Source organism: Cohnella cellulosilytica, assembly GCF_042431195.1.
GTDB classification, from domain to species: domain Bacteria; phylum Bacillota; class Bacilli; order Paenibacillales; family Paenibacillaceae; genus Cohnella; species Cohnella cellulosilytica.
This window is the reverse complement of the sequence record NZ_JBHMDN010000073.1, coordinates 211,715-237,863: the sequence shown is the minus strand read 5'-3', so window position 1 is coordinate 237,863 and position 26,149 is coordinate 211,715. Positions and strand designations below refer to the sequence as shown.

Genomic DNA, 26,149 nt, shown 5'->3' with positions numbered 1-26,149 from the left:
CCGCTAACAGTCTTGCGTAGCAAGCTACGCAAGATAGTCCGCTCGACTTGCATGTATTAGGCACGCCGCCAGCGTTCGTCCTGAGCCAGGATCAAACTCTCCATGAAAGTTGATTCGCTCATTTCCTGCTGGTCTTGCTTGTTGTTTCTTACGCTCAATGTTCAGTTTTCAAAGAACAATCGGTGTTGCTTTATTTCGCCACCGCGTTAACAGCGACCTTTATAATATACCACAGCGCCCATCTGCTTTGCAACAAGTATTTTATTCCAAAGTTCGATTTTTCTTGTCGACGCTGTCGATCGCCCAAGAGGCGCGAGATATAATTTATCACATGCAGACCGCGTGCGTCAACCGCCTGACAGACATTTTTTGCGAAAACCTTAAGATTTATTACAACCTGGACTCCAGGCCGCCTTTAAGCCAGCAGCGTCCACTGCAAACCGAGCACCAGACCGATGCCCGGCACCCCCAGCAGCGCCACCGTTCCGATCGTAAAAGGATTCAACGGAACATACCAGCCGGTGACCCAGCCCGAGAAGTTCAACGCATACAGCGCCAGCGCCGCCAGCACCAGATGAACTCCGAATCTGGTTAACCAGCCTTTGGGCACATTGCGTCTCAGAAGGACCAAGATCAACGATAAGCCCGACACGACAAGAAGCGCAAGCCAGAACATTTTCATTTCGCCCCTCCAGCCTCCTTAAGCTCCGCTGCGTCTTTCCACTTGCCCTTGGCCTGCTTCAGCAGCATCGCCAATTTTTTCTCCGCGGCTTCCAGGCAATAAATCGCATAATCGACATGATCGTCGCCAACCGCATACTGGAATCGCCATTCCGCGTTTTTCCACTCCAGCTCGGCCTTGCGAATATCGGCGATCAACGACTGTTTTTCCAGAGATTGCGCCGCATTCGCCGAACGTTTCCTTAACAGTTCCATTGTTTAATCCTCCCCATGGCTCATGAATCCCCTCTATCGGGGACAACCTATTGTTATTTCTATGAGAAGTAGGAAGTCTCTTAGAACTCCCCCCGAGAAGCAGGCAGGGGGATCATGCCGTCTTATCGAAATAAGCAAGAGAGAAAGACGATATCCCGCCCCGCGAGATTTAATCCAATGAAGAGAATAAGGCAGGTGCGACAAAATGAAATTTACCGAGTATCGTTACGAACGGCCCAACGTGCAGCAGTTCGAACGCGACTTCAAGGCCCAACTGTCCAAGTTTGCTTCCGCAGCCGGCTGCGAAGATCAGGACCTGGCGATGACGGAAATCAACAAGCTGCGCAACGGCTTCGATTCGATGAGGGAAATCGCCGGCATCCGGCACTCCATCGATACGGAGGACGAGTTCTACAAAGCCGAGCAGGACTTCTTCGACGAGAGCGGCCCGGTCATCCAGGAATACGTCACCGATTACTACAAGGAGCTGGTCAATTCCCAATTCCGCCCCGAACTGGAGAGGAAGTGGGGAGCGCAGCTATTCCGCCTGGCCGAGCTGTCGCTCCAAACGTTCAGTCCCGAGGTCATCGAGGATCTCCAGCAGGAAAACAAGCTGACGACGAAATACGCGAAGCTGATCGCTTCCGCGAAAATTCCGTTCGAAGGCGAGGAGCGGACGTTGGCTCAGCTGACTCCGTTCCAGCAATCGACCGACCGCGACGTCCGCAGGCGCGCTTCGGAGGCGGCTTCCGGATTTATGACGAGCCATGAGGAGGAACTGGACGGCCTGTACGACGAGCTGGTGAAGGTGCGAACGAAAATTGCCGGCAAGCTGGGCTTCCGCAACTTCGTCGAGCTCGGGTACGCAAGAATGAGCCGCACCGATTACAACGCGGAGATGGTCGCAAACTTCCGCAGCCAGGTGAAGGAGCACATCGTGCCGATCGCCTCCAAGCTGAAGGAGCGTCAGAGGCGGCGCATCGGGGTCGATCAACTGCTTTACTACGATGAAAATTTGTCGTTCCTGTCCGGCAACGCCAAGCCTAAGGGCGATCCGGATTGGATCGTGAGCAACGGAGCGAAAATGTACGCCGAGCTGTCGCCCGAGACGGACGTCTTCTTCCGCTTTATGCAGGATAACGGATTGATGGATCTGGTCAGCAAAAAGGGGAAGCAAAGCGGAGGGTACTGCACGTATATCAGCCAGTACGAAGCGCCGTTTATTTTCTCCAACTTCAACGGAACGGCGGGCGATATCGACGTGCTGACGCACGAAGCCGGGCATGCTTTCCAAGTGTACGAAAGTCGAAAATTCAAGGTGCCGGAATACAGCTTCCCGACCTACGAAGCGTGCGAGATTCATTCGATGAGCATGGAGTTTTTCACCTGGCCGTGGATGGAGCTCTTCTTCAAGGAGGAGACGGACAAGTACCGCTTCCAGCATCTGGCCGGAGCGCTGCTCTTCCTTCCTTACGGGGTTTCAGTCGACGAATTCCAGCACTTCGTGTACGAGAATCCGGAGGCAACGCCGGCAGAGCGCAAACGGGCTTGGCGGGAAATCGAGAAGAAATATCTCCCCCATCGCGACTATGCGGACAACGCCTATTACGAGGCCGGCGGGTACTGGCACAGGCAGGGACACATTTTCAGCTCGCCGTTCTATTATATCGACTACACGCTGGCGCAAATTTGCGCGTTCCAGTTCTGGAAGAGGATGAATGAAGACCGCGGCGTCGCATGGGCCGATTATTTGCGCCTGTGTCAGTTGGGCGGCAGCCTGTCCTTCACCGAATTGGTGAAGGAAGCCGGTCTGATCTCGCCGTTCGAGGACGGCTGCGTCACCTCGGTTATCGGAACCATCGAGAGCTGGTTGGACGGGATACAGGATCAGACGCTGTAGCGAAAACAACAGAAAACCCCGAGCTCGCCTTTGCCGGCGGTCTCGGGGTTTTGCGTATCGCGATGGCGCGTCAATTCAGCTCTCTGCGACCTTCCAATGCCTTGGAGATCGTCACTTCGTCCGCGTATTCCAGGTCTCCTCCGACCGGCAAGCCGTGCGCGATCCGGGTAACTTTGATCCCGAATGGCTTAACCAGACGCGACAGGTACATCGCCGTCGCCTCGCCTTCGATGTTCGGGTTCGTCGCCAGAATCAGCTCCTGCACCTGCTCGTCGCCGAGCCTGCGCACCAATTCGGCGATCCGAATATCGTCCGGTCCCAAGCCGTCCATCGGAGAGATGGCGCCGTTAAGCACGTGGTAGTGACCGTTGTACTCCCGGGTTCTCTCCATAGCCACGAGATCCTTCGGCTCCTGCACGACGCAGATGACGGAGGCGTCGCGCGTTTTGTCCGAACAGATGCGGCACGGGTCGGTATCGGTAATGTTGCAGCAGATGGAGCAGTACGTCAGATTGCGTTTGACGTTCACCAATGCCTTGGCGAAATCGATGACGTCTTCTTCTTTCATCCGCAGGACGTAAAAGGCCAGCCTTGCGGCCGTCTTCGGCCCGATGCCCGGAAGGCGGGAGAAGGAGTCGATTAGCTTGGCAATCGGTTCCGGATAGAACAAAGGCTCCAGTCTCCTCTAAGAGGTAGTTCAAAAAGTCCGCTTTTGATCACGAAGCATCCCAGGAAGCAGACTCGACATCGAATCTTGAATTCAGCCGGTTCTTCCGGTGCTCACGTAGCCTCAGCTACGCTTTACTACGTTCCTCATACCCGGTCTTCATCCAACCTTCCAGGATGCATGGGCGAGCAGTTCGCCGTCAGGCGAACGACCAGCCTCGGTGCTGAAAACCGGACTTTTTGAACTCGCACTATTCAAATAAAATCATTTAGCTTAAAACAAGCCCGGGATTTTCATGCCGCCGGTATACTTGCTCATATCCTGGTTGGCGAGCTCGTCGGCTTTCGTGAGCGCGTCGTTAACGGCGGCGAGCACGAGATCCTGCAGCATCTCGACGTCCTCCGGATCGACCGCCTCCGGCTTGATCTTGATGTCGAGCAGCTTCTTGTGCCCGTTGACGACAACGGTTACGACTCCCCCGCCCGCGGATCCTTCAATCGATTTGTTGCCCAGTTCCTCTTGCGCTTTCATCATCTGCTCTTGCATTTTTTTGACTTGCTTCATCATTTGGTTCATGTTGTTCATCGGTGCAGCCTCCCGTAGGTTTGTTTAATCGTCCTTAATCGTAACCAGTTCTTCCCCGAACAGCTTCACGGCCTCGTCTACCCAAGGCTCGCCGCGGCTCTCTTCCCCGCCGTCGGGCACAAGCTGCAGTTCTTCCGCTTCGCCTCCGCCTTGAGGTTTGCCCTCGACGTCGGCCATCACTTCCTGCCATTCTTTCTGCAAGGTGGTGACAAGCTGCGTCGGCTTGCCGAACACCGAGCTCAGAACCCCTTCGATGACCCCCCGGTTGGCCGGCTTCTCGGTCGTCTCGCGATGGATCGTATTCTTGAACGCGACCAGAATCGTATCTTCCGCGAAGGAGACTGGCTCCCCGTCCACCAGCCAGGCATGAACGGTTACCCGCTCCTCCTTGACCCGCTGCATAATTTGCGGCCATTTGCCCAGGGAGGCCCCGGCGGAAGCGCGCGCCTCCGCGAAGACGGCCAGCCTCTGGCGGGATACCGTCGCAGCCCGAGGCGCCGGGGAAGCAGCCGCGCCGGCTCCCGCCCGCGAGCCTCCGGTCCCTGAAGCGGCCGCCGCTCTGCCTGCCGGCGGAGCGAAGGAGGCCCCTCCGCTGGTCAGCGAGCTCAGCTTGCTCTCCAGAGCCGCGAGCTGCTGTTTCAACTGGACGAGCTCGTTCCTGGCGATCCCGGCATCCGCCGAGGAAGCGACGGGTGCCGGCTCGTCGGTCTCTCCCGAGCACAGCTTAAGCAGCGCGATCTCGAACATCGTCTGAGGATGCGCCGCGTACTTCATCTCGCCTTGATAACGGTTCAACAGATCAATGATAGCAAATAACCGCTCGCGAGAAAATCCGTCCGCCATTTCTTTCAGCTCGGCCGGGTTCGCCACCCGGCCCGCCGAGTCGCCGGCTTCCGGCGCAAGCTGCGCCAGCAGCAAATCGCGGAAATAATGCATCAGCTGCTCCAGGCATTTGTCCGCGCTCTTCCCGGACTTCATCATCTCGTCGATCTCGAGCAGAACCTTGGAAGCGTCGTTCTCCCGAATCGCGGCCGCCAGTCTGGCGAACTGCTCGGAAGGCAATCCTCCCGTCGCCTCGACCGCTTGCGCCAGGTCGACGCGGCCGCCCGTAAACGAAGAAATTTGATCGAGCAGACTCAGCGCGTCCCGCATGCCGCCGTCCGACAGACGAGCAATGTAGCGGAGCGCCTCCTGTTCCGCGGAGATGCCTTCCTCCGCGCAAATCTCTTGCATCAGCGCCGTCTGTTCCTCCAGCGGCACCCGGCGGAAATCGAATCTCTGACAACGCGACACGATCGTCGGAGGAAGCCTGTGCGGCTCCGTCGTCGCCAGAACGAACATCACGTGACCCGGCGGCTCCTCCAACGTCTTGAGCAGCGCGTTGAAAGCCTCCGTAGTCAGCATATGGACTTCATCGATAATATACACTTTGCGCCGCACTTCGGTCGGCGAATATTTGACTTTGTCGCGAATGTCGCGAATTTCCTCTACGCCGCGGTTGGAGGCCGCATCGATCTCGACGACGTCCATGACGGAGCCTGCGGTAATCCGCTCGCATTGCGAGCAGGAATTGCAGGGCTCGGGCGAAGGGCCGTGCTCGCAGTTGACCGCTTTCGCCAATATTTTCGCCGCGCTGGTCTTCCCCGTCCCTCTCGGGCCGCTGAACAAATAAGCGTGAGAGAGCCGATCCTCGCGAATCGCGTTCTGCAAAGTCTGTACGATATGCTGCTGCCCGACCATGTCCTTGAACGTTTGGGGACGCCAGGCCCGGTACAAAGCCAAATGTGCCATTGCTAGTCGCTCCCGTCAGCTTGCCGTTTCACCCATTATACATCATCGGCCGAATGCGCTCCACCTTCGTTCAAGAACACGGAAGCCCGACGACGAACAACGTTCCGTACCCGTCCGAGGTCACCTCGATGCTCCCGCCCAAATCGTCCACGATCCGTTGGCAGACGGACAGTCCGAGTCCGGTTCCCTGGGGCTTGGTCGTGAAGAACGGATCGAACACCTTGTCCAGCACGTCCGCCGGAATGCCCGGCCCCGTATCCCTGAACTCCACCGTAATCCGTCCCGGCTCCTCCGAGCTGCTGCATTCGCGAATTATTAATGTCCCTCCTCCGTCCATCGCTTCGATTGCGTTTTTTCCCAAGTTAAGAAATACCTGCTTCAACAGCTCCTTGTCCGCCAAGATCGGGGGCATCTCGGGCTTTGGATAATAGATGACCGTTACATTGTGCAGCAGAGCTTCGTTGCGGATCATCGGCAAAATTTCTTGAATAACCCCTCCTATTCTCATGGAAACCTGCCGTAATTCCTTGGGCTTGCTGAGCAGTAAAAATTCGCTGACCAGATCGTTCACCCGATCCAGCTCGGACAGCACGATGCCGACGAACTCCTGCTCCTTCTCCATATCGCGATCCTTAAGCGATTTATTCAGCAGTTGTATGAATCCTTTGATGGCCGTCAGCGGATTACGAATTTCGTGCGCCGTGCCCGCCGCGATCTGACCGATCGTCTTCAGCCGGTCCGAACGCCGGACCTGCTCCTCCAAAGCCATGCGGTGGGATACGTCACGGAACAGCACGAAGGCGCCTGTTCGCGCTTCCCCTTCCGTCAAATGCTCGCCGTCGATCATTAGCTTATGTAGCTGCTTGTCCTGCCTCCAGTTCAAAACCCTGTTGCGGAAGGTTTGTCCTTCGAGCAAGCTCCGGTCGAAAGGCCAGGGGCGCAGGCCAACCTCGTCGAACCATTGCTCCGCATACTTGTCCACGATATCGGGACGAGGGAGCCCGCACAGCGAGACGATCATATCGCTGACTTCCACGATGCGGAAATCGGAATCGAGCAGCATTACGCCGATTCCCTCCATGGTCAAAAATCGGTTGACGAACCGCCGAACGTAGCGCTCCCTCTTGACTTTATGTCCGGCGACCGAGCGGCTTCTCTTGATTTTTTCCGGTTCGTCCATCATTACACTCCACCTCCGGAGAACGATCCAGCATTTGTAAACATTCGGTATATCGCCCGATTTCCCTCCTTTCGGCCTATGCCGGCAGAAGTATTTTCTTCGGGCGGAACAAGCCTGGGCGCCCTACCGATATCCGCGGATAACAAAAAGCACCATGACTGCGTCGTCATGGTGCTTGCTCGTATTCACGAAGGCAATAAACCGAATCAGAACCGTGCACCTGATCTCGATAATTGTGAACCAGCCGAATAGGAGCGAGTCGCTCAAGCAAGGCTGCCCTCCAACACAAGAACTAAACCACTTACGGCTGCTTCCTTCCGGACCTGACCGGGTTCATGGCCGTCCCTCGCGGAGGACCCCGCCGTCAACACGGCAACGCGCCTACCGGAACCTGCATCACAAAACCTCAAACAGGAATTCAACCTCGCTGGAGCGGATTGCGAGTTACAGGGCACCGCTACCTCCCCGTCTAGCACGGCAAAACTAAGTATAGCGAGTTGCGAGGCGAATTGCAACCGAAGGAAACAGTTCCCGGCAAAAACGCGCGTTCATTCGCTTTATTTCATCGATTGAACGTGAATCGTGTATCGGGGATAGTTGAACCGGAGCACCGTCGCCGCCTGCTGCTCGACCGTAGGGATCTCTCTGGGGCTTAGCCCGGAGTCGAGCTTGATCGTAACGTAAGCGTCCGAACCATTGAAAATAACGGTGGAATCGGCCACTCCCGGCACGTTCTTAATCGCCTGCCGCATCGAGATGTTGTCGTTTCCGTAGTCCGTCACGATATGGTGCCCCGGCAGGCCGGGGTGCGTGTTCGTCTGTCCGAGATAGCCGTCCTGCTTGTAGCTTTGCGTTTTGACGCCGGTATTGGTCTTTCCGTTGCTTGCGCAGCCGGTAAGCGCGAGCAGCAGGCAGAACCCGGCCAGCATCCATACCCCTTGCCTTTTCATGAAAAAAACCTCCCTTTTATCCCGTAGGATTTCAAAGGAGGCTTATCTCTATACGGCCCTTTTTTTACACGTAACGATAACCGAGCGTATCTGGCGACACGGGCTAGCGGTTGCGACTACGACAACCGAGCGCGTCTGGCGACACTGGCTAGCGGTTGCGATTACGACAACCGAGCGCGCCTGTCGGCGCTGGCTAGCGGTTGCGATTACGACAACCGAGCGCGCCTGTCGGCGCTGGCTAGCGGTTGCGTGGTTAGATACCGTATTTCTTCTTAAACTTGTCAACGCGGCCGCCCGCATCGATAAACTTCTGTTTACCCGTGTAGAACGGATGGCAAGCCGAGCAAACTTCGACTTTCAGATTCGACTTGATCGAACCTGTTTCGAAAGTGTTCCCGCACGAGCAAGTCGCCGTAACTACGTTATATTGCGGATGAATGGATGGTTTCACAGGTTTCACCTCTTTCCGCCCTGGATCAACAGTCGGACCCAGAGTAATAGACACAATAGTGAGTATACCACGCGAGCCCGCGAAAATACAACCGTGCATTTTGCTCCGCGTTTGCCCCGTTTATCCGATCAAGGTCCCGCAAGCGCCGAACGGCCTGCTCGCAGCCTCGGATTACAACGACACAACCGGAGGCACATGCGTGTACGACCCGATGACGACGTCCGGCAGCTCCTGCTTGTAGATATCGAGCAGCGTCTTCATGCCGTAAATTTCGCCCTGCGCGGGCGGAATCAGCTCGAGGTAAGCGTCCGGGTCGATGTTCAGATTGCGCATCTGAATCAGCTTAAGCCCCGTCCGCCGCACGAAGTCGATCATCGCTTCGATCTCTTCCTCGCGATCCGTCACGCCCGGGAAGATCAAGTAGTTGATCGACGTATAGACGCCCTTGTCCGCCGCGTACTTCAGCGACTTCTCCACGTTCTTAAGCGTATAGCCCCGGGGCTTGTAATACGCGTTGTAATGATCGTCGAGCGCGCTGATCGTGCTGACCCGCATCAAGTCGAGCCCGGCGTCGGTAATCGCGCGGAGATGGTCGGACAATCCCGCGTTCGTGTTGATGTTGATATAGCCGAGCGACGTCTTCTCGCGCACGCGCTTGATCGCTTCGATAATCGTCTTCGCCTGCGTCGAAGGCTCCCCTTCGCAGCCTTGCCCGAAGCTGATGATCGACTGCGGCGTCTTCAAGTGCTCCAGCATAATCTCGACGACTTCGTCGATCTCGGGACGGAACTTCAGCCGCGTCTGCGGCGCGACGAAGCCGCTGTCGTCCGGCTGTTCGGAGATGCAGCCGTAGCAGCCGGCGTTGCACGAGAACGACACGGGAACGGCGCCCTCCAGCCGCTGCAGGAACGTATTGGATGCCGTGAGGCACTCATACTCCAGCGCGCAGTGGGACAGATGCTTGTACAGACGGTTGTCCGGGTAAGTCCCGAGCAGCCGGTCGACTTCCAGCTTCAGCTCGTTGCGGTCGCAATTCTCGGGATTCCACGGCTCCGGATCGTCGCTCCGCCCGGCCGCCGCATAGAAGCCTCCGTCCTTCCAGACGACGGCGGTATAGCCGAACAGAGGGAATTTCTGCGATTTGTCCGTCTTCGAGTAGCCGGGGACGTAAAATCGCGTGAAGCCTTGCGGCAGCAGCGCCCCGACCGCTTGATAACGGCCCGGCAGAAGCTGCATCCTGCCGCTGTCCGGATCCATGCCGATCGGCCGCGTATGCGGAAGACCGACAAGAGTCGCCCCCGCCGGCAGCGGGATAAGCTCTTCTTCGAGAAGCTCGACGAGACTGTCGCCGCTGCGGGCCACGCCGAACAGCTCGGGATGATCGAATACGTTGCCTTGTTCGTCTGCATATACCAGGTGCATCGGTTAACCTCTCCTTCGAGACTCAGTTGCTGCTTCGAGGAGGGCGGCGTCCGCCGGCGCTTGAAGAGTGGCTCGAGGAGCTCGGCGCGCTCGGCGCCGCGTTGACGTCCAGCATGTCGAGAAACTCTTGGTTTGTCTTTGTATTGGCCAGCTTCTTCAGGAAGCCCTCTACGTATTCCATGGAATCGTTCATGCTCTTGCGGATCGCCCACAGCTTGTCGAGCGCTTCCTTGTCGAGCAGCATTTCCTCCCGCCTCGTCCCGGACCGACGGATGTCGAGCGCCGGGAAAATGCGCCGTTCGGAAAGCTTGCGATCCAAATGCAGCTCCATATTGCCTGTGCCTTTAAATTCTTCATAGATGATATCGTCCATACGCGATCCGGTCTCGACGAGCGCGGTGGCCAGAATCGTCAAGCTGCCGCCTTCCTCGATGTTGCGAGCCGATCCGAAGAACCGCTTCGGTCTGTGGAACGCTGCCGGATCGATGCCTCCCGACAGCGTGCGTCCCGACGGCGGAACGACCAGGTTGTACGCCCTGGCGAGACGCGTAATGCTGTCGAGCAAAATGACGACGTCCCGCTTGTGCTCCACCAGACGAAGCGCGCGCTCCAACACCAATTCGGCGACCTTGATATGGTTTTCCGGCACCTCGTCGAACGTGGAAGCGATCACTTCGCCCTTGACCGAGCGCTGCATGTCCGTTACTTCCTCGGGACGCTCGTCGATCAGCAGCACGAACAGGTCGATGTCCGGATGGTTCGTCGCGATGCTGTTGGCGATTTCCTTAAGCAGCAGCGTCTTCCCCGCCTTCGGCTGGGCGACGATCAACCCGCGCTGGCCCAACCCTACAGGAGCGACGAGATCCATGATGCGTGTAGACAGATGAGTGGGTGACGTTTCGAGCTTGATTTTCTTCTGCGGATAGAGCGGGGTGAGTGCGGGAAAATGCAGGCGTTCCGCGGCGATCTCCGGAGCTATGCCGTTAACGGCGTTCACTTGTAAAAGGCCGAAATAACGTTCGCTTTCCTTCGGAGCCCGACATTTGCCGGACACCAGGTCCCCCGTGCGCAAATCGAATTTGCGGATCTGCGAGGCCGAAATGTAAATGTCCTCCGGACTCGGCAAGTAGTTGATCGGCCTCAGGAACCCGAAGCCCTCGGGCAGAACCTCCAGCACGCCTTCCATGAACATCAGGCCGCTTCGTTCCGCTTGCGCGCGCAAAATCGCGATAATCAATTCTTTCTTTTTCATCTGAGCGTAATTATTGATCTGGTGCTGCTTCGCAAGCTTGTAAAGCTCGGTCAGCTTAAGCCCTTCCAGATCGCCCAACATTAGATCGGTCAATGGTATCCCTACTTTAATTTGTATTTAGGTTTATGCGAATCGCGAATTCCGGACTGTCACACCCGGGCGTTCGCGGCTTATCCGTCTCTCCATACTTCCGCTCCGAGATTGCTGAGCTGCGCGACGAGACGCTCGTATCCCCGGTCGATATATTCGACTCCGCTAATCTCCGTCGTTCCTTCTTCGACCGTCAATGCGGCCACGACAAGCGCGGCGCCGGCGCGAAGATCGGCGGCTTTGACTTTGGCGGCGTTGAGGGGCCCGCCCTCGATGATGGCCGATCGGCCTTCGACCCGAATTTGCGCGCCCATGCGCGTCAGCTCGGGAACGTGCTTAAAGCGATTGTTGTATACGTAATCGGACAGCACGCTCACCCCGCGGGCTTGCGTGAGCAAGCTCGTCATCGGCGACTGAAGATCGGTGGCGAAGCCGGGATAGACGAGAGCTTTAACGTCCACGGCCTCGTAGAGGGATTGTCCGACGACACGGATCGCTTCGTCCATTTCGTACACGTGCACGCCCATTTCCTGCAGCTTGGCGGTCATGGCTTCCAGATGTTTCGGAATAATATTATCGATAAGGACGTCGCCCCGGGTAGCCGCAGCGGCAATCATGTATGTTCCAGCTTGGATGCGGTCGGGTATGATCGAATGGCGGCAGCCGTGCATCTCCTGCACGCCCTCGATGCGAATCGTCTCCGTGCCCGCGCCTTTGATCTTCGCGCCCATGGCGTTAAGCAGCGTCGCCACGTCGATGATCTCCGGCTCTTTCGCCGCATTCTCGATCAAGGTTAGCCCCTTGGCGCGCGAAGCCGCCAACATAATGTTGATCGTAGCTCCGACGCTCACGACGTCGAGATAGATTTTGGCCCCTCTCAATTCTTTGGCCCTGATCCGGATCGAACCGTGATCATTTGTCACTTCGGCGCCGAGCGCCTCGAAACCTTTAATATGCTGATCGATCGGGCGCGGTTCGAAATTGCAGCCCCCCGGCAGACCGATCGTCGCTTCTCCGAATCTCCCTAACAATGCCCCCATTAAATAGTAAGATGCTCTTAACAATTTGACTCTCCCGTTGGGCATGGGTACAGAACTCATGCCGGACGGATCGATCGTCATCGTGTCTTCCTGCCAGGACACCTTGCCGCCCAATTGCTCCAGCAACTCCGCATAGACCGCGACGTCGCTGAGCTGGGGAAGGTTGTCCAGCCTGACTTCGGATTCTGCCAATATCGCTGCGGGAATAAGGGCGACGGCGCTGTTCTTCGCGCCGCTGATTCCGACCGTCCCTCTGAGCGGCCGGCCTCCGCGGACCATTAATTTATCCATGAATGCCGTCTTCCTCCTCGTGGTGTTGCCGATGGGAAGCACCGGCACATGAAGGAACGGGAAAACGCCCCCATGACGTTTTCCCGCATTAAAAATACGATGATAGGATACGATTATCGATTAAGCTTTGTTGCTGCTTCCGAACAAGCGGATCTTCTCTTGTACGACGGCCTTCATGGCGTCGCGGGCAGGAGTCAGATATTTGCGGGGATCGATCACGCTGTCGTTCTTTCCGAGGACGTCCCGAATGGCAGCCGTGCAAGCGACTTGGTTCTCGGTATTGACGTTGATCTTGCCCGCTCCGGATTGGATCGCTTCGCGAATCATGTCGTCCGGAACGCCGGAGCCGCCGTGAAGAACGACAGGTACCGGAATTTTGGCTACGACCTCTTTAATAATATCGAAGTGGATTTTCACTTCGCCTTTGTACATGCCGTGAGCCGTACCGACGGCGATAGCCAGGCAGTCGACGCCCGTCTCTTCGTAGAAACGGATCGCTTCCTCCGGTTTAGCCAGCTTGGCGTCCGCTTCGTCCACGCTGAGATCGTCCTCGACGCCGCCGATCGTACCCAGCTCGCCTTCGACGGATACGCCCATCGCGTGAGCGGCCTTCACAACTTCCTTGGTCAAGCGGATGTTGTCTTCGTAAGTATGGTGCGAGCCGTCAAACATGACGGACGAGAAGCCCGCGCGAATGCATTTCATCGCTACGTCGAAGCTGCTGCCGTGGTCCAGGTGCAGCGCGATCGGCAGACCGGATTTCTCGGCGGCCGCCTTGGCGATCGCAACCGTGTATTCCATCCCCATATACTTCAGGGCACCTTCGCTGACGCCGAAAATGAACGGGGAATTTTCCGCGATCGCGGCATCCGTGATCGCTTGGGCGAACTCGAGGTTGTTCATGTTGAATTGGCCGATGGCATACTTGCCCGCCTTGGCCTGTGGCAGAAATTCGGTCATTGGAACTAATGGCATAATGTGTAATTCCTCCTGCGGTTTCATTCGATTCTCACGCATCTTACATACTGCGTTATTATAACACAAAATAACTTTGCAAGGTAAACCGAACTCATGTTTCCAAGTTTAGCCTGAGCCGGCCTCCCGCCGCCGAATCAAGAGCCCGTAGCGAAGTGCGAGGACGACCCGTGCCCGAGCTGCATATTGACGGCCATTCTCATCTCGTCGATATCGAACGGCTTCGTAAAATGCATCAGCGCGCCCAAATCCGTCGCTTCCTTGATCATGTCCAGTTCTCCGTAAGCGGTCATCATGATGACTTTGATTTCCCGGTCGTATTCTTTGATCTGCTTCAGAATCTCGAGTCCGTCCATTCCGGGAATCTTCATATCGAGCAGCACGAGATCGGGTCGGTTCGTCCGAACGATATCCAGAGCCGTTCTCCCGTTCGCCGCCTGGAAGGTTTCGTAACCTTCGGTAGCGAACACCTCCAACAATAAAATACGGATACCGACCTGATCATCGACGATCAACAATCTTTTCTTATCCAAGAGTTCATCTCCCCCGAATCACTGTTGTAGCCTTATTCGTGACCAGAAGTACGAATTCCTTCTCTTTCCATGTAAAAATATGTACGACGGCTCAAATATCGATTATTGACAATTTCCCGTCTTTCTTATACAGAGAAGAAAGAAGGCACCCATCTCCTCGCGATTGCCTCATGCGGTCCTGAAAGGATCGCGGAGCAGCGGAAGGAGATAGATGCCCATGAACATCCATCCGTGTATTATCGTTCGATAAGACTTTGTTGGCTTGGACGACCGCTCCGAATCAAGCCTCGGACCGGCGCAGGGCCGCCTTCACGAATTCGCGGAACAGCGGCTGCGGACGGTTCGGACGCGAAGTGAATTCCGGATGGAACTGCGCCGCGAGGAACCAAGGATGGTCCGGCAGCTCGATCATCTCCACGAGACGTCCGTCCGGAGAAGTGCCGGAGATGCGCATGCCCGCCGCTTCGATGCGTTCGCGATACTCGTTGTTGAACTCGTACCGATGACGATGCCTCTCGTAGACAAGCTCGTCCCCGTAGCATTGCGCCGCCAGGCTGCCCTGGGCCAGCTTGCACGGATAGAGGCCGAGACGCATCGTGCCGCCGAGATCCTCGATATCCTTCTGCTCCGGAAGCAGATCGATCACCGGATAAGGCGTAGCCGGATGAATCTCCGAACTGTTCGCTCCGTCCAATCCGGCCATATAACGCGCATACTCGACCACCGCCACTTGCATGCCGAGACAAATGCCGAAGAACGGCGTGCCGCTCTCGCGGGCATAGCGAATCGCGGTAATTTTCCCCTCGATGCCTCTGTCTCCGAAGCCGCCCGGCACGAGAATGCCGTGAACGCCTCCCAACAGCTCGTCCACGTTGCCCGGCTCAATCTCCTCCGCGTTGACCCAGCGGATGTTCACTTCCGAATCGGCGTCGAACCCGGCGTGGGCGAGCGACTCCACGATACTCAGGTAGGCGTCGTGAAGCGCGACGTACTTGCCCACGATCGCGATTTCCGTCGTCTTCTTAAGCGATTTGACCCGGGCGACGAGCGCTTCCCACTCGCTCATATCCGGAGCTCCCGTCGACAGATTCAAATGCTTGACGACGTAATCGTCCAAGCCTTCGGCCTGAAGATTAAGCGGAACTTCATACAAGGTTGCGGCGTCGCGGCATTCGATGACCGCGTTCGAATCGATATCGCACAGAGAAGCGATCTTGCGCTTCAGATCGTCGGCCAGAGGATACTCCGTACGGCAGACGATGACGTTCGGCTGGATGCCGATGCTGCGCAATTCCTTTACGCTATGTTGGGTCGGCTTCGTCTTGACTTCCCCCGCCGCTTTAATATATGGAATGAGCGTCACGTGAATATACATCACGTTGTCCCGGCCGATGTCGCTCTTGATTTGGCGAATCGCCTCGAGGAACGGCAGGCTCTCGATATCTCCGACCGTGCCGCCAATCTCCGTAATAACGACGTCCGAGCCCGCTTCCTTGCCGGCGCGGAAGACGCGGTCCTTGATCTCGTTCGTAATGTGCGGAATGACCTGCACCGTGCCGCCGAGATATTCTCCGCGACGTTCTTTGCTGATTACCGTGGAATAAATTTTGCCCGTCGTCACGTTGCTGTTCTTCGATAGATTAATATCGATAAACCGCTCGTAATGGCCCAGATCCAGATCCGTCTCCGCTCCGTCGTCGGTTACGAACACTTCCCCGTGCTGATAGGGACTCATCGTCCCCGGATCGACGTTGATGTACGGATCGAACTTCTGTATGGTCACCTTAAGCCCGCGATTTTTGAGCAGCCTGCCCAACGAAGCGGCCGTAATGCCCTTGCCGAGGGAAGAGACGACGCCTCCCGTTACGAAAATATATTTGGTCACCCTGTACGAAACCTCCCGCTGCCTGCTGATGCGGCATTCTCAATTAGCTTTGCCCGAAACCGAATTTCCCTTGCAATCCGGAAAAAAAACAAAAAAGTGTCACCCAAATAAATGGGGGCACTTTTCAAAATCCAACACTATGGAAAACCGCGCTTCTAAAGCCCAAGCATAAGTTTAACTTCTGGAATGGGCGGTGTCAAGTCTATCGACCGCTCCGATTCAAGGACGGAGAAACCGCTCGCGCGGGGCGCTCCGTCCTTGTCCGGCAGCCGTTTAATCCTCTTCTTCTTCCTCTTCTTCCGCGGCGTCCTCTTCCTCGTCGTCGAAATCGTCGTCCTCGTCGGCCGGGTCGATCTCCTCGTCGATCTCCGCTTCCTCGTCGTCTTCGAGCACGACCTCGTCGTCGGCTTCGGCCGCTTCTTCGCCTTCCTCGAATACGCCTTCCTGATCCTCGTCGAACAGATCGTAGTTGTCGTCGTCTCCGGCTACGACTTCCTCTTCTTCGCCGAACAGGTCCTCGTCGTCCTCATCGTCGTCGTCGTTGATAATGCGAGGACGCTTCGCTCCGCCCATCTGCTCGTCGGAGCGTTCGACCGGATACCACCGCTTCAGTCCCCAGACGTTGCCGCCTACGCAAGCGAATCTGCCGTCGATATTGATTTCCGTGTACAGCTGGGCAATGACTTCCGTGATTTGCTCCTGGGACAATCCGCGCATCTTGGCGATTTCCATCATCAGATCGCGATAGTAGAACGGAGTATTCGCTGTCTTCAACAGCTCGTAAGCCAGATCGACCATCGGCATCTCGCGGATTTTCTCGGAGTCGATTTTCAGCACGTATTCGGCGCTCACGCGACTTCCATCCTCTCTGTATGTGAACCGGTATAAACCTTCACGTTAAATTTTTCATCCTTTAGTAAACCGTATTTTTCATAAAATTGCAAGTCGCGCTTAAACGCAGCCTGCGCCTTCCCTCTATTCGCCGGGTCATAAAGCGCGAAAAAGCGAAGGCGTGTCCCCGGCGGACGGCGCCTTCGCTTTTCGACTGTATCCTTCCCGGCCGCTCCGCGGGCGGAGGAACCGGCATGACCAAGAGTCTCGCCGGGAAACTCTCCCTTCATCCTATGTCGCGGGTGCGAAATTGACACGGGACACCGCCTATTTCCTGCGAAAAAGGCCCCTTTCCCAGGCCTTCGGCGCCGGACATTCATACTGTAGAGGACATGGCAGAGAAGCGCGCCGCTTGCGGCGTCTTGCCTGCACATTCGTCCGGGAGGGATGCCGCATTGGATGCAAGCCGAGCCGCGGGCGGACTCCGCGAGCCCCCCGACCCGTCAAACCCCGCTGGCCGCCGATATATCGTCCGCTTTCTGGACGACCGCGATTACGGACGGTTCCTGCTGAACGATCGGCTGCGCGAGCCCCGCCGCGGAGAGCCGGATCGGGACGTTCGCCCTTTGCCGCTTATCCGGGCGGTCTCTTGTCCCGCGGACAAAGCGTTCCGGCTGTCCCGTTCGCTCGGGGACAAGGCGGTATGGGAGGTCGACGAGCCGATCGAAGTCCGGGCGCTGCCCAAAGGGGCGATCGTAACCGACAAGGGCATACCTTGGGGCGTACGCCATATCCAGGCGCCGCAAGCCTGGGGAAGAACGACCGGCCACCGGGTGAGGATAGGCGTCATCGACACCGGCGTGGATTACACTCATCCGGACCTGCGGCATTCGCTCGAGCGCGGCATCAACCTGCTGAATCGGATGGCGCTGCCCCAGGACGACAACGGCCACGGCACGCATATCGCCGGAACCATCGCCGCGGCCAACGAGCTCCAGGGCATGATCGGCGTCGCTCCAAGATCGCTCCTCTATCCGGTCAAGGCCTTCGACCATAACGGCACCGCCTTCGTCTCCGATATCGTTCTGGGCATCGATTGGTGCGTCCGCAACCATATGGACGTCGTCAACATGAGCTTCGGCATGCGCACGAAAAGCCGCTCCCTGCTGAGCGCCGTCAACCGCGCCTACCATTCGGGCGTGCTGATCGTCGCCTCTTCGGGCAACGAAGGCCGAGTCGGGGACATCGACTATCCGGCGGGCTTCGGCCAGACGATCGCCGTAGGCGCGACGAACCGGGCCGGACGCGTCGCCAAATTTACGAACCGCAGCCCGCTGATCGACATCTACGCTCCCGGCGACCGGATCATGTCCTCGTGGTTGAGAGGCAAGCACCGCGAGATGAGCGGAACGTCGATGGCCACGTCGCATGTGACGGGGGCGATCGCCCTGCTCCTGTCGCTCAAGCCGGGACTTTCCCCGGGACAGATCAAATCGATCGTCAAAAGCTCCGCCGTTCCCCTGAGAAAGGCGAAAGCCCCCCGGTCGGCCGGGGAGCTTAGCGTGACGCGGATCTTGAACGCCGCGGAGCGATTATGAACGTTACATCTTATCGGGAGCGGACACGCCGACAAGAGCAAGCGAGTTCGCGATCGCGATGCGGATCGCTCCGAGCAGCTGCAGGCGGGCCTGGCTCTGCCCGGCATCCTCGGTAATGACCCGCTCCGCCTTGTAGTAGCTGTGGAACTGGGAGGCCAGCTCGTACACGTAGCGAATGATCGCATGAGGCGCGTAAATCCGGGCCGCTTCCGCGATCGTCTCCGGCAGCTCGCCGATCTTCCTCAGCAAGTCAAGCTCCTGCTCGGCGCTCAGCCGGGCCAGGTCGGCCTCCTGCCACGGCCGTACCGCCACTCCCTGCTCTTCGGCCTGACGGAAAATGCTGCATATTCTCGCATGCGCGTACTGGACGTAAAACACGGGATTTTCGTTGGATTTCGACACGGCCAAATCCATGTCGAAATCCAGATGGGAATCCATGCTCCGCATCGAGAAGAAATAGCGAATCGCGTCGACTCCGACCTCGTCCATGAGATCCTCCATCGTGATCGCCTTGCCCGTGCGCTTGGACATTTTCACCTTCTCGCCGTTCTGGAACAGGCTGACCATCTGGGCGATCAGCACGGTCAGCTTGTCCGGATCGTTGCCCATTGCGGCCATCGCCGCTTTCATGCGCGGAATATAGCCGTGATGGTCGGCTCCCCAGATGTTGATCAGCTGGTCGTAGCCCCGCTTGTACTTATCCCTATGGTACGCCGCGTCCGGCGTTAAATACGTATAGCTGCCGTCGTTCTTCACGAGCACGCGATCCTTGTCGTCCCCGAACGCCGTGGACGCAAGCCAGACCGCGCCGTCTTGCTCGTAGACGTGCCCCTTCGCCCTCAGCGCTTCGAGCACCTCCGTCACCTTTCCGGTTTCGTAGAGCGAGGTCTCGCTGTACCACTCGTCGAACCGGACCCCGAAGCGCGCCAGATCGCGCTTGATCTTGGCCAGCTCCTTGTCGAGCCCGTAGCGGCGGAAGAACGCGAAGCGCTCTTCGTCGGACAGCGCCAGCAGCCGCTCCCCTTCCTCCTGCGCCAGCTCCTTGGCGAAGCCGACGATATCCTCGCCGTAGTAGCCGTCCTCCGGCATTTCCGCCTCTTGTCCAAGCGCTTGCCGATAGCGGGCTTCAAGCGACTTGGCCAGATTGTTCACCTGGTTGCCGGCATCGTTGATGTAATATTCGCGCGTTACCTCGCATCCGGCCGCCGCCAGCACGTTGCAGAGCGCGTCGCCGACGGCCGCTCCGCGGGCGTGCCCGAGGTGAAGGCTGCCCGTCGGGTTGGCGCTGACGAACTCGACCTGGACTTTCCTGCCTTGCCCGGCGTTCGCGTGGCCGTATTTCTCCCCTAGGGACAGCGCTTCGCCGACGACCGGGTACAGATAGCTCTTGTCGAGACGGAAATTGATAAAGCCCGGACCGGCGATTTCCGCCCCCTGGATGAAGGCTCGTCCTTCCTCCAGCTTGCCGATAATCTCCTCCGCGATCTGCCGCGGATTTTTCTTGGCGATCTTCGTCAGCTGCATCGCCAGGTTGGTCGCCAAATCTCCGTGCGCCTTGTCCTTCGGCACCTCCAGCACGATCGCCGGCAGCTCGCTCTTGTCCGCGACCAGGCCCGCCGCCAGCGTGGCGTCCGCCAATGCCTCTTTAACCGATAATTGCAATTGTTCCAATACGCCCATCCTGCTTATTCCTCCCGAATATCCAGCCGAATGCGGAAGCTTCCGACCTTCTGATCTTGCATGAGCAAGTCGTACGTCCATTCCACGCTGCCCCCGGATTCCGACAGCTTGCTGGCCAGCGTCGACGTGAGCGCCTGCACGGCATGAAGGCCGTACGGCGTCTCCATTTTACCCGCGGCAAGCTCCCCCTGCCGAAACCTCTGTTCGAGGAAAATGGCGCCCCGCCGTCTGAGCTGCAGCTCATTCTCATGGATGAACAGCGTATTGCTCGCCTCCACCCCGTTCTCGTCGGGCTCCTCGGCATAGGTCAGCGCCCAGCCCGTCTTCAGACGGAACAGCTCGCCCGGCATCTCGGATCGCTGCACGCTCCCGTCCTGCTGCCAGCTTCGGAACTCGACCCGCACCTTCCGCTTGTCCGGCATTTGCTCGCTCTCTCCTACGTCTCATTCTCTTTTTACTACTATATACAGAACCCTTCGTCAATTCAAATCGAATATTCGCGCTTTCTGCGGTCTGCCTTGGATTGTCATCCGGAAGGAATCTGGCTATAATGGTACAAATAGCGAAAACGACGATGAACGAGAGAGTACTTCGTCCTTCCTGATCGCAGCGAGCCGGGGCGGTGAAAGCCGGCGCAGGAGCCGAAGGAACCGCACTCGGGAGTCGACCTCCTGAACCGCCCCGGCAGTAGGGAGGTCCGGCGCTGAGCCGTTACCTTTTAACGAAGCGGCCTCCCCATGCGGGAAGGCCAGAAGAGTGGTACCGCGGAATCGACCTCCGTCTCTTTACGAGATGGAGGTTTTTTGCGTTTCGGCGCGCTTTCCGCATAGACGAGGAGGAAACTGTTATGCTGCTGCACCATGCATCCGTCATTTTGGCGCCGTATGTCGATCTGACTCCCGGGGAGCTGCGCGCGAAGCTGGAAATTCCGCCCGAGCAGAAGCTGGGAGACGTCTCGCTGCCATGCTTCCCGTTCGCCAAGACGCTCAGGCAGTCCCCGGCCGTTATCGCCGAGCGGCTCGCCGGGCAAATCAACGCCGACCGCGACGACCTGCGGGCCGAATCGGCGGGCGGTTATCTGAACCTCGTTTTCCGCGGGGCCCATTGGAGAAGCGAGTTCGTAGAGCGGGCGCTGAGCGAGGGCTACGGACGCTCCGCGGACGGGGCCGGCAGAAGGGTCGTCGTCGACATGTCTTCCCCGAATATCGCCAAGCCGTTCGGCATCGGCCACCTGCGCTCGACGATGATCGGCAACGCCTTGGTCCGCCTGTATCGGGCGATGGGCTACGACGTGTACAACGTCAACCACATCGGGGACTGGGGCACGCAATTCGGCAAGCTGATCGTCGCGTATTTGAAGTGGGGAGACCGACAAGCGCTGGAACGGGCCCCGATTCAGGAAAGCTTGCGGCTGTACGTGGAATTCCACCGCCAGGCGGAGCTGGAGCCGGCGCTCGAGGACGAGGCGCGGGAAGCGTTCGCCAAGCTGGAGCGCGGCGACGCCGCGATGCGCGAGCTGTGGCAGTATTTCGTCGACGAGAGCCTGAAGGAGTTCCGGCGCGTGTACGAACGGCTTGGCGTCGCTTTCGATTCCTATGCGGGCGAGAGCTTCTACAACGACAAGGTCGATCCCGTCGTGCGCAAGCTGGAGGAGCTGTCCCTGCTGGAGGAGGACGCGGGCGCCAGAATCGTCCGGCTCGAGGAGGAAGGCATGCCGCCGTGCCTTGTGCTGAAAAAAGACGGCTCGACGATCTACGCGGTCCGCGATCTCGCCACCGCTATCTATCGGAAAGAGGAGCTGAAGGCGGACGAAATTTTGTACGTCGTCGGCGCCGAGCAGAGCCTGCATTTCCAACAGGTGTTCGCCGTGCTGCGCAAAATGGGACACGAATGGGCCGCGAACTGCCATCACGTCCCTTTCGGACTGATCACGTTCGCGGGCAAGAAGATGTCGACGCGCAAAGGCAAGGTCGTCATGCTGGAAGAAGTGCTCAACGAGGCGGCCGAGCGGGCCCTGCGCATCATCAACGAGAAAAGCCCCGACCTCCCGAACAAGGATGAGGTGGCCGAGGCTGTGGGCGTCGGAGCGATCGTCTTCGGCGACTTGAAGCATCACCGCCAGTTGTCCGTCGACTTTAATTTGGAGGAGGCCGTCAGCTTCGACGGCGAGACCGGGCCGTATTTGCAGTACACCCACGCGCGGATCTGCAGCCTGCTGCGCAGAGGCAGCTACGAGGAGCTCCGCGTCGACCGCGCCGTCGACGGAGCCCATCTGTCCTCGGAGCCGGCCTGGGCGTGCGTCAAGACGCTGACCGGATACGAGAGCGCGATCAGGGAAGCCGTGCGCCTGAACGAACCGTATGCGGTCGCCAGGTATCTGCTCGCCCTGGCCAAGGACTTCAACCGTTTCTACAACTCCGGGAAAATATTGGGCGAAGGGGCCGACGAGGCCGAGATCGTCTCCAAATTGAGCCTGGCCGCGGCTGTCGCCGGCGTTCTGCGCGACGGACTTCAGCTGCTTGGAATCCGGGCCCCTCGCGAAATGTAACCCATGCTGGCGCGTATCATTCGAACGAAATCTGTACTTTCATATCCGACGAACGGCGGTCGCCCCGGAAAAACTCGAGGGCTCCCTCCAGGCTCAGCTCCCGCGTGACGAGATGTCCCACCGAGAGGCGGCCCGCCTCCAGCCAGGCGAGTGCCGGAGCGAACGTATGGTTCAGCGCCATGGAGCCGATCAGCGTCCATTCCATCTGATAGAGCCCGAACGTCCGCAGCGCTACCGTCGCCTCCTCCGTCGTCACGCCGAACTGCACGTAGCGGCCGCAGGGGCCGAGATATTGGAAGCTGTCCTCGATCACGCGGGGAATGCCCGTCGTATCGACGACGATGTCGAAGCCGTTCTTGCCCCGGCGATCTTCAAGCTCTTCGGCAACCCGGCCGCCGGGGACGGTTCTCGTCGCCCCCCACTTGGCCGCCATCTCCAGCTTCTCCTCCGCCAGATCGACGACCACAAGCTCGGATACGCCGGACATCGCCAAAGCCTGAACCCACTGCTGCCCCATCGCCCCGGCTCCGAACAGCAGCGCGCTGTCGGCCGTCCCGGGCTTGAGCCTCCGGAGCGCCTGCACGACGCAGGCGACCGGCTCTACCAGCGCCGCCTCCGCGAAGCTCAGCCGATCGGACAGACGCATCGCCAGCTCCGCGGGCACGGCCACATACTCCGCCATCGCGCCGGGAAGCGTCACGCCGATCGCCGCCCAGCGTTCGCAATGGTTGGCGCGGCCGGACAAGCAGAACCGGCAGCGGCCGCACGACAGGTTCGGATCGGCGCTGACGCGGTCTCCCTCCCGGAATCCCTCGACCCCTTCCCCGACCTCGCTGACGATACCCGAAAATTCGTGTCCCGGAACGATCGGGTAGGGGGACAAATATTCCCCGTTATAAATGTGAATATCCGTCCCGCATATTCCCGCCCGCTTCACCCGAACGACGATTTCCCCCGGCTTGGCCCGCGGAACCGGAAGCTCGCGGACGACCGCCTGGCGCGGACTTTCGATGACAAGAGCCTTCATCTTCATTCGTCTTCACCTCGAATTTATTATCCGCCAATCCCGTTCGGATAGACAAGCACTTTCAGCGAGCCGCTTTTGTTCGTTCTCGCCCGCTCCAGAGCCGCGGCGGTCTCTTCGAGCGAATAAGCGTCCGTGAAGAGCGTCTCGATGTTCTTCGCCGGATCGGCCAGCAGGGACAACCCGAGCGGATACGTGTTGGCGTAGCGGAACACGCCGCGAATATCGATCTCGTTGTCGACGAGATCGGAGATGCTCAATTCCGCGCGCCCTTCCGGCGGCAGACCGACGACCGCCGCGACGCCGCCGCGCTTCGTCGCCAGCAGCGCGGACCGAAGCGCCTGCGGATTGCCGGCGGTCTCGATCGCAACGTCGGCGCCTTCGCCGCCCGTCGCCGCGTGAATCGCAGCCGCCGCGTCCTCCCGGCCGGCGTGAACCGCGAGCTCCGCGCCGAGCTTCAGCGCGGCCTCCAGGCGAAGCGGCTCGACGTCGGACACGAACACCCGCGACGCTCCGCAGGCTTTGGCGGCGACGACCGTCAGCAGTCCGACCGGCCCCATGCCCATGATCGCGACCGTGTCTCCCGTCTTCACGCCCGCTCTGCGGACGGCGTGCAAGCCGACCGAGAACGGCTCGTTCATTGCCGCTCGCTCGAAGCTGAGCCCCTCCGGGATCGGGAAGACGAAATCCTCGCGGATCGCGATGAACTGGGCGAACGCCCCGTCAATCGGGGGCGTCGCTAGAAAACGGACGTCCGGGCACAGGTTGTATTTGCCGGATTTGCAGCTGGCGCAGCGGCCGCAGGCGATGCCCGGCTCGACGGCGACCCGGTCGCCCGGCGCGAAGCGCGTCACGGCCGCTCCGACCGCGGCGACGACGCCCGAGCATTCGTGGCCGAGCACAAGCGGGCGGTCGACGACGTAGCGCCCGATTTTTCCGTGCTCGTAATAGTGGACGTCCGAGCCGCAGACGCCCACGGCCTTCACTTGAATCAGCACCTCGTCCTCCCGCGGTTCGGGCGTCGGCCGGCGCTCCAGCCGAACCTCGAAAGGCCGGTGGAGCACCGCGGCGTCCATCTCCCGCGGAACGACGGGAACCGCGCGGGTTCCGGTCGCATCCCTCATGTCAGACCACGCCTTCCGGGAGCACAACGTCTTGCGCCAGCAGCGTTCGCTGCAGCTCCCGCACATTCACGCCGCGCGGCTCCGTCCCCTGCGCGGCGGCCAGCGCGGCCGCGGCTCCCGCCGCCTGGCCGAGGGCGAACGCGCACGGCATGACACGGATCGCGCCGAGCGCCTCGTGCGTCGCGGATACGCAGCGTCCGGCAACCAGCAGCCCTTCCGTGTTCCGGGGCACAAGAATCCGGTACGGCAGCTGATAGATATTCGCGGTATGAAATTCTTTGCTGAATTCGGTCGTCACTTCGTTCGGACTGTGAATATCGATCGGATACCCGTACAGGGCGACGACATCGTCGAAGGAACGGCCGCTGATCAGGTCCTCCGCGGTCAGCATATATTCCCCGACGATTCTCCTCGTTTCGCGGACTCCGATCTGCGTCGCCGTATCGACCAGCACCGCGTTGCGGAAGCCCGGGAAGTATTTGCGGAAGAACGCCAACAGCTCGAACACCTGCCTGCGGCCCTCCAGCTCGGCCTTCGCCAGATCCTCCGCGCTCGTGCCGCTCAGCCCCTGCACCCGGCTCGTATTGACTCGCCACACGCCGGCCTGGGTCGTCCGGTAGATGCCCAAGTGGTTTTTATTCACCTTCCACTCGCCCGAAGCCCGTTTCTCTTCGATCAAGCTGCCGAACAGCAGGTCCCGTTCTTCGGGATGCTCTTCGACGTATTTCAGAATCTCTTCGTCATCGACGCCCGCAACGCGGAAGAACATCGTCATCGGCTGGGTCAGGCCGTCCGATTTCCGGCCCGTCTCCAGCTCGGCTCCCGCGCGGGAAGCCACGTCGGCATCGGCGCTGCAATCGACCGTCGTCTTGGCCCGTACCGCCTGAAGACCGGATTTGTTCACGAGAATCGCGCCGTTCACGCGGCCGTCCTCTACGATCGCGTCCACGAAAAACGTATGCATGAAGGTCCGGACCCCGGCTTCCTCCATCATCTCGGCGGCGGCCAGCTTCACCGCCTCCGGATCGAACGGGGTCACATGGTCGTGCCCTTTGCTGAAGAAGCCGGAATACGGGCTGCCCGTTCGAACCTTCTCCGGGTGAACGGCTCCGCCGAACGTTTCCATCCGGCGCACCAGCTCGTCGAACACGCCTTTGACGAGCTGCGTCTGTCCGTCGTCGCTGTAAGAGGTCATGAAGGGACCGACCAGTCCCGCGGTCGCGTTGCCTCCCAGGAAGCCGTAACGCTCGACCAGCGCCGTCCGCGCTCCCGCTCTGGCGGAGGCAAGGGCCGCCGCGATGCCGGCGGGCCCTCCTCCGATGACGAGCACGTCGGTGTCCAGGACGACCGGAACTCCGGTTGCATAAGCGATGCTGTTATTCGTCATAGAAGTTGT

At 59.0% G+C, this 26,149-nt stretch carries 23 protein-coding genes, 1 rRNA gene, 1 other RNA gene and 1 other annotated feature; of the genes, 3 read left to right on the top strand and 22 right to left on the bottom strand.

The window, feature by feature from the left end:
* The 3 genes from ACFFT4_RS32290 to ACFFT4_RS32280 form a co-directional block, all read right to left on the bottom strand.
* Positions 1-107 (bottom strand): 16S ribosomal RNA (locus ACFFT4_RS32290); the annotation flags it as partial.
* Positions 108-415: 308 nt separating this feature from the next.
* Positions 416-682, bottom strand: coding sequence for a pro-sigmaK processing inhibitor BofA family protein (locus tag ACFFT4_RS32285; RefSeq protein ID WP_378053456.1), 267 nt, complete (start codon positions 680-682; stop codon positions 416-418).
* Entirely contained in the window at positions 679-936 is a 258-nt protein-coding gene (locus tag ACFFT4_RS32280; protein ID WP_378053454.1) for a DUF2508 family protein, read from the bottom strand. Before ACFFT4_RS32280 ends, ACFFT4_RS32285 begins: the two co-directional genes overlap by 4 nt.
* A gap of 205 nt (positions 937-1,141) precedes the next feature.
* On the opposite strand from ACFFT4_RS32280, the gene ACFFT4_RS32275 reads away from it, so the two are divergent.
* Positions 1,142-2,836 (top strand): M3 family oligoendopeptidase, encoded by a 1,695-nt coding sequence (locus tag ACFFT4_RS32275; RefSeq protein ID WP_378053452.1) that lies wholly within the window; start codon positions 1,142-1,144, stop codon positions 2,834-2,836.
* Between the two features lie 70 nt (positions 2,837-2,906).
* Here ACFFT4_RS32275 and recR read toward each other — a convergent pair whose 3' ends face one another.
* The 14 genes from recR to rpoE all read right to left on the bottom strand — a co-directional run bounded on the left by recR (position 2,907) and on the right by rpoE (position 16,800).
* A complete protein-coding gene (gene recR / locus ACFFT4_RS32270) occupies positions 2,907-3,506 on the bottom strand; it encodes a recombination mediator RecR (RefSeq protein WP_378053450.1) in 600 nt (199 codons plus the stop codon).
* Between the two features lie 270 nt (positions 3,507-3,776).
* Positions 3,777-4,088 (bottom strand): YbaB/EbfC family nucleoid-associated protein, encoded by a 312-nt coding sequence (locus tag ACFFT4_RS32265; protein ID WP_378053448.1) that lies wholly within the window; start codon positions 4,086-4,088, stop codon positions 3,777-3,779.
* A gap of 24 nt (positions 4,089-4,112) precedes the next feature.
* Positions 4,113-5,879: a DNA polymerase III subunit gamma/tau gene (gene dnaX / locus ACFFT4_RS32260; protein ID WP_378053446.1), complete on the bottom strand. Its 1,767-nt coding sequence runs from the start codon at positions 5,877-5,879 to the stop codon at positions 4,113-4,115.
* Between the two features lie 70 nt (positions 5,880-5,949).
* Positions 5,950-7,062, bottom strand: coding sequence for a two-component system sensor histidine kinase NtrB (locus ACFFT4_RS32255; protein WP_378053444.1), 1,113 nt, complete (start codon positions 7,060-7,062; stop codon positions 5,950-5,952).
* Between the two features lie 209 nt (positions 7,063-7,271).
* An RNA gene (ffs, locus tag ACFFT4_RS32250) (signal recognition particle sRNA large type) lies at positions 7,272-7,537 on the bottom strand.
* A 79-nt stretch (positions 7,538-7,616) separates the two neighbouring features.
* Entirely contained in the window at positions 7,617-8,009 is a 393-nt protein-coding gene (locus ACFFT4_RS32245; protein ID WP_378053442.1) for a hypothetical protein, read from the bottom strand.
* A gap of 253 nt (positions 8,010-8,262) precedes the next feature.
* A complete protein-coding gene (rpmE, locus tag ACFFT4_RS32240) occupies positions 8,263-8,460 on the bottom strand; it encodes a 50S ribosomal protein L31 (protein WP_378053440.1) in 198 nt (65 codons plus the stop codon).
* 171 nt (positions 8,461-8,631) lie between these two features.
* On the bottom strand, positions 8,632-9,882 hold the full coding sequence (locus ACFFT4_RS32235) for a radical SAM family protein (protein WP_378053438.1): 1,251 nt from the start codon (positions 9,880-9,882) through the stop codon (positions 8,632-8,634).
* A 22-nt stretch (positions 9,883-9,904) separates the two neighbouring features.
* Positions 9,905-11,215: a transcription termination factor Rho gene (gene rho / locus ACFFT4_RS32230; RefSeq protein WP_378053468.1), complete on the bottom strand. Its 1,311-nt coding sequence runs from the start codon at positions 11,213-11,215 to the stop codon at positions 9,905-9,907.
* 89 nt (positions 11,216-11,304) lie between these two features.
* Positions 11,305-12,555: a UDP-N-acetylglucosamine 1-carboxyvinyltransferase gene (gene murA / locus ACFFT4_RS32225; protein WP_378053436.1), complete on the bottom strand. Its 1,251-nt coding sequence runs from the start codon at positions 12,553-12,555 to the stop codon at positions 11,305-11,307.
* A 120-nt stretch (positions 12,556-12,675) separates the two neighbouring features.
* Entirely contained in the window at positions 12,676-13,530 is an 855-nt protein-coding gene (gene fba / locus ACFFT4_RS32220; protein WP_378053434.1) for a class II fructose-1,6-bisphosphate aldolase, read from the bottom strand.
* A 137-nt stretch (positions 13,531-13,667) separates the two neighbouring features.
* Complete coding sequence (locus ACFFT4_RS32215; RefSeq protein ID WP_378053432.1) at positions 13,668-14,063, bottom strand: response regulator; 396 nt, start codon at positions 14,061-14,063, stop codon at positions 13,668-13,670.
* 280 nt (positions 14,064-14,343) lie between these two features.
* Positions 14,344-15,948: a CTP synthase gene (gene pyrG / locus ACFFT4_RS32210; RefSeq protein WP_378053430.1), complete on the bottom strand. Its 1,605-nt coding sequence runs from the start codon at positions 15,946-15,948 to the stop codon at positions 14,344-14,346.
* Between the two features lie 273 nt (positions 15,949-16,221).
* A complete protein-coding gene (gene rpoE / locus ACFFT4_RS32205) occupies positions 16,222-16,800 on the bottom strand; it encodes a DNA-directed RNA polymerase subunit delta (RefSeq protein WP_378053428.1) in 579 nt (192 codons plus the stop codon).
* 434 nt (positions 16,801-17,234) lie between these two features.
* On the opposite strand from rpoE, the gene ACFFT4_RS32200 reads away from it, so the two are divergent.
* The gene (locus tag ACFFT4_RS32200) at positions 17,235-18,377 is read left to right on the top strand and encodes a S8 family peptidase (RefSeq protein WP_378053426.1); all 1,143 of its coding nucleotides are present in this window, start codon (positions 17,235-17,237) and stop codon (positions 18,375-18,377) included.
* 3 nt (positions 18,378-18,380) lie between these two features.
* On the opposite strand, the gene argS (ACFFT4_RS32195) is transcribed toward ACFFT4_RS32200, so the two are convergent.
* Together argS (ACFFT4_RS32195) and ACFFT4_RS32190 are read right to left on the bottom strand one after the other, a co-directional pair.
* Positions 18,381-20,057: an arginine--tRNA ligase gene (gene argS, locus ACFFT4_RS32195; protein WP_378053424.1), complete on the bottom strand. Its 1,677-nt coding sequence runs from the start codon at positions 20,055-20,057 to the stop codon at positions 18,381-18,383.
* A 5-nt stretch (positions 20,058-20,062) separates the two neighbouring features.
* Positions 20,063-20,479: a YwiB family protein gene (locus tag ACFFT4_RS32190; protein ID WP_378053422.1), complete on the bottom strand. Its 417-nt coding sequence runs from the start codon at positions 20,477-20,479 to the stop codon at positions 20,063-20,065.
* Positions 20,480-20,622: 143 nt separating this feature from the next.
* Positions 20,623-20,845, top strand: a binding site (T-box leader).
* A gap of 59 nt (positions 20,846-20,904) precedes the next feature.
* On the opposite strand from ACFFT4_RS32190, the gene argS (ACFFT4_RS32185) reads away from it, so the two are divergent.
* Positions 20,905-22,605, top strand: coding sequence for an arginine--tRNA ligase (gene argS, locus ACFFT4_RS32185; RefSeq protein WP_378053420.1), 1,701 nt, complete (start codon positions 20,905-20,907; stop codon positions 22,603-22,605).
* Between the two features lie 16 nt (positions 22,606-22,621).
* Here the strand turns inward: argS (ACFFT4_RS32185) and ACFFT4_RS32180 are convergent, their stop codons facing one another.
* From ACFFT4_RS32180 to ACFFT4_RS32170, 3 genes are read right to left on the bottom strand one after another with little or no spacing between them, the layout of a single operon-like run.
* Positions 22,622-23,638, bottom strand: coding sequence for a zinc-dependent alcohol dehydrogenase family protein (locus ACFFT4_RS32180; protein ID WP_378053418.1), 1,017 nt, complete (start codon positions 23,636-23,638; stop codon positions 22,622-22,624).
* Between the two features lie 20 nt (positions 23,639-23,658).
* On the bottom strand, positions 23,659-24,753 hold the full coding sequence (locus ACFFT4_RS32175; protein WP_378053416.1) for an NAD(P)-dependent alcohol dehydrogenase: 1,095 nt from the start codon (positions 24,751-24,753) through the stop codon (positions 23,659-23,661).
* A 1-nt stretch (position 24,754) separates the two neighbouring features.
* Positions 24,755-26,140 (bottom strand): FAD-dependent oxidoreductase, encoded by a 1,386-nt coding sequence (locus ACFFT4_RS32170; RefSeq protein WP_378053414.1) that lies wholly within the window; start codon positions 26,138-26,140, stop codon positions 24,755-24,757.
* Positions 26,141-26,149: the final 9 nt, after the last annotated feature.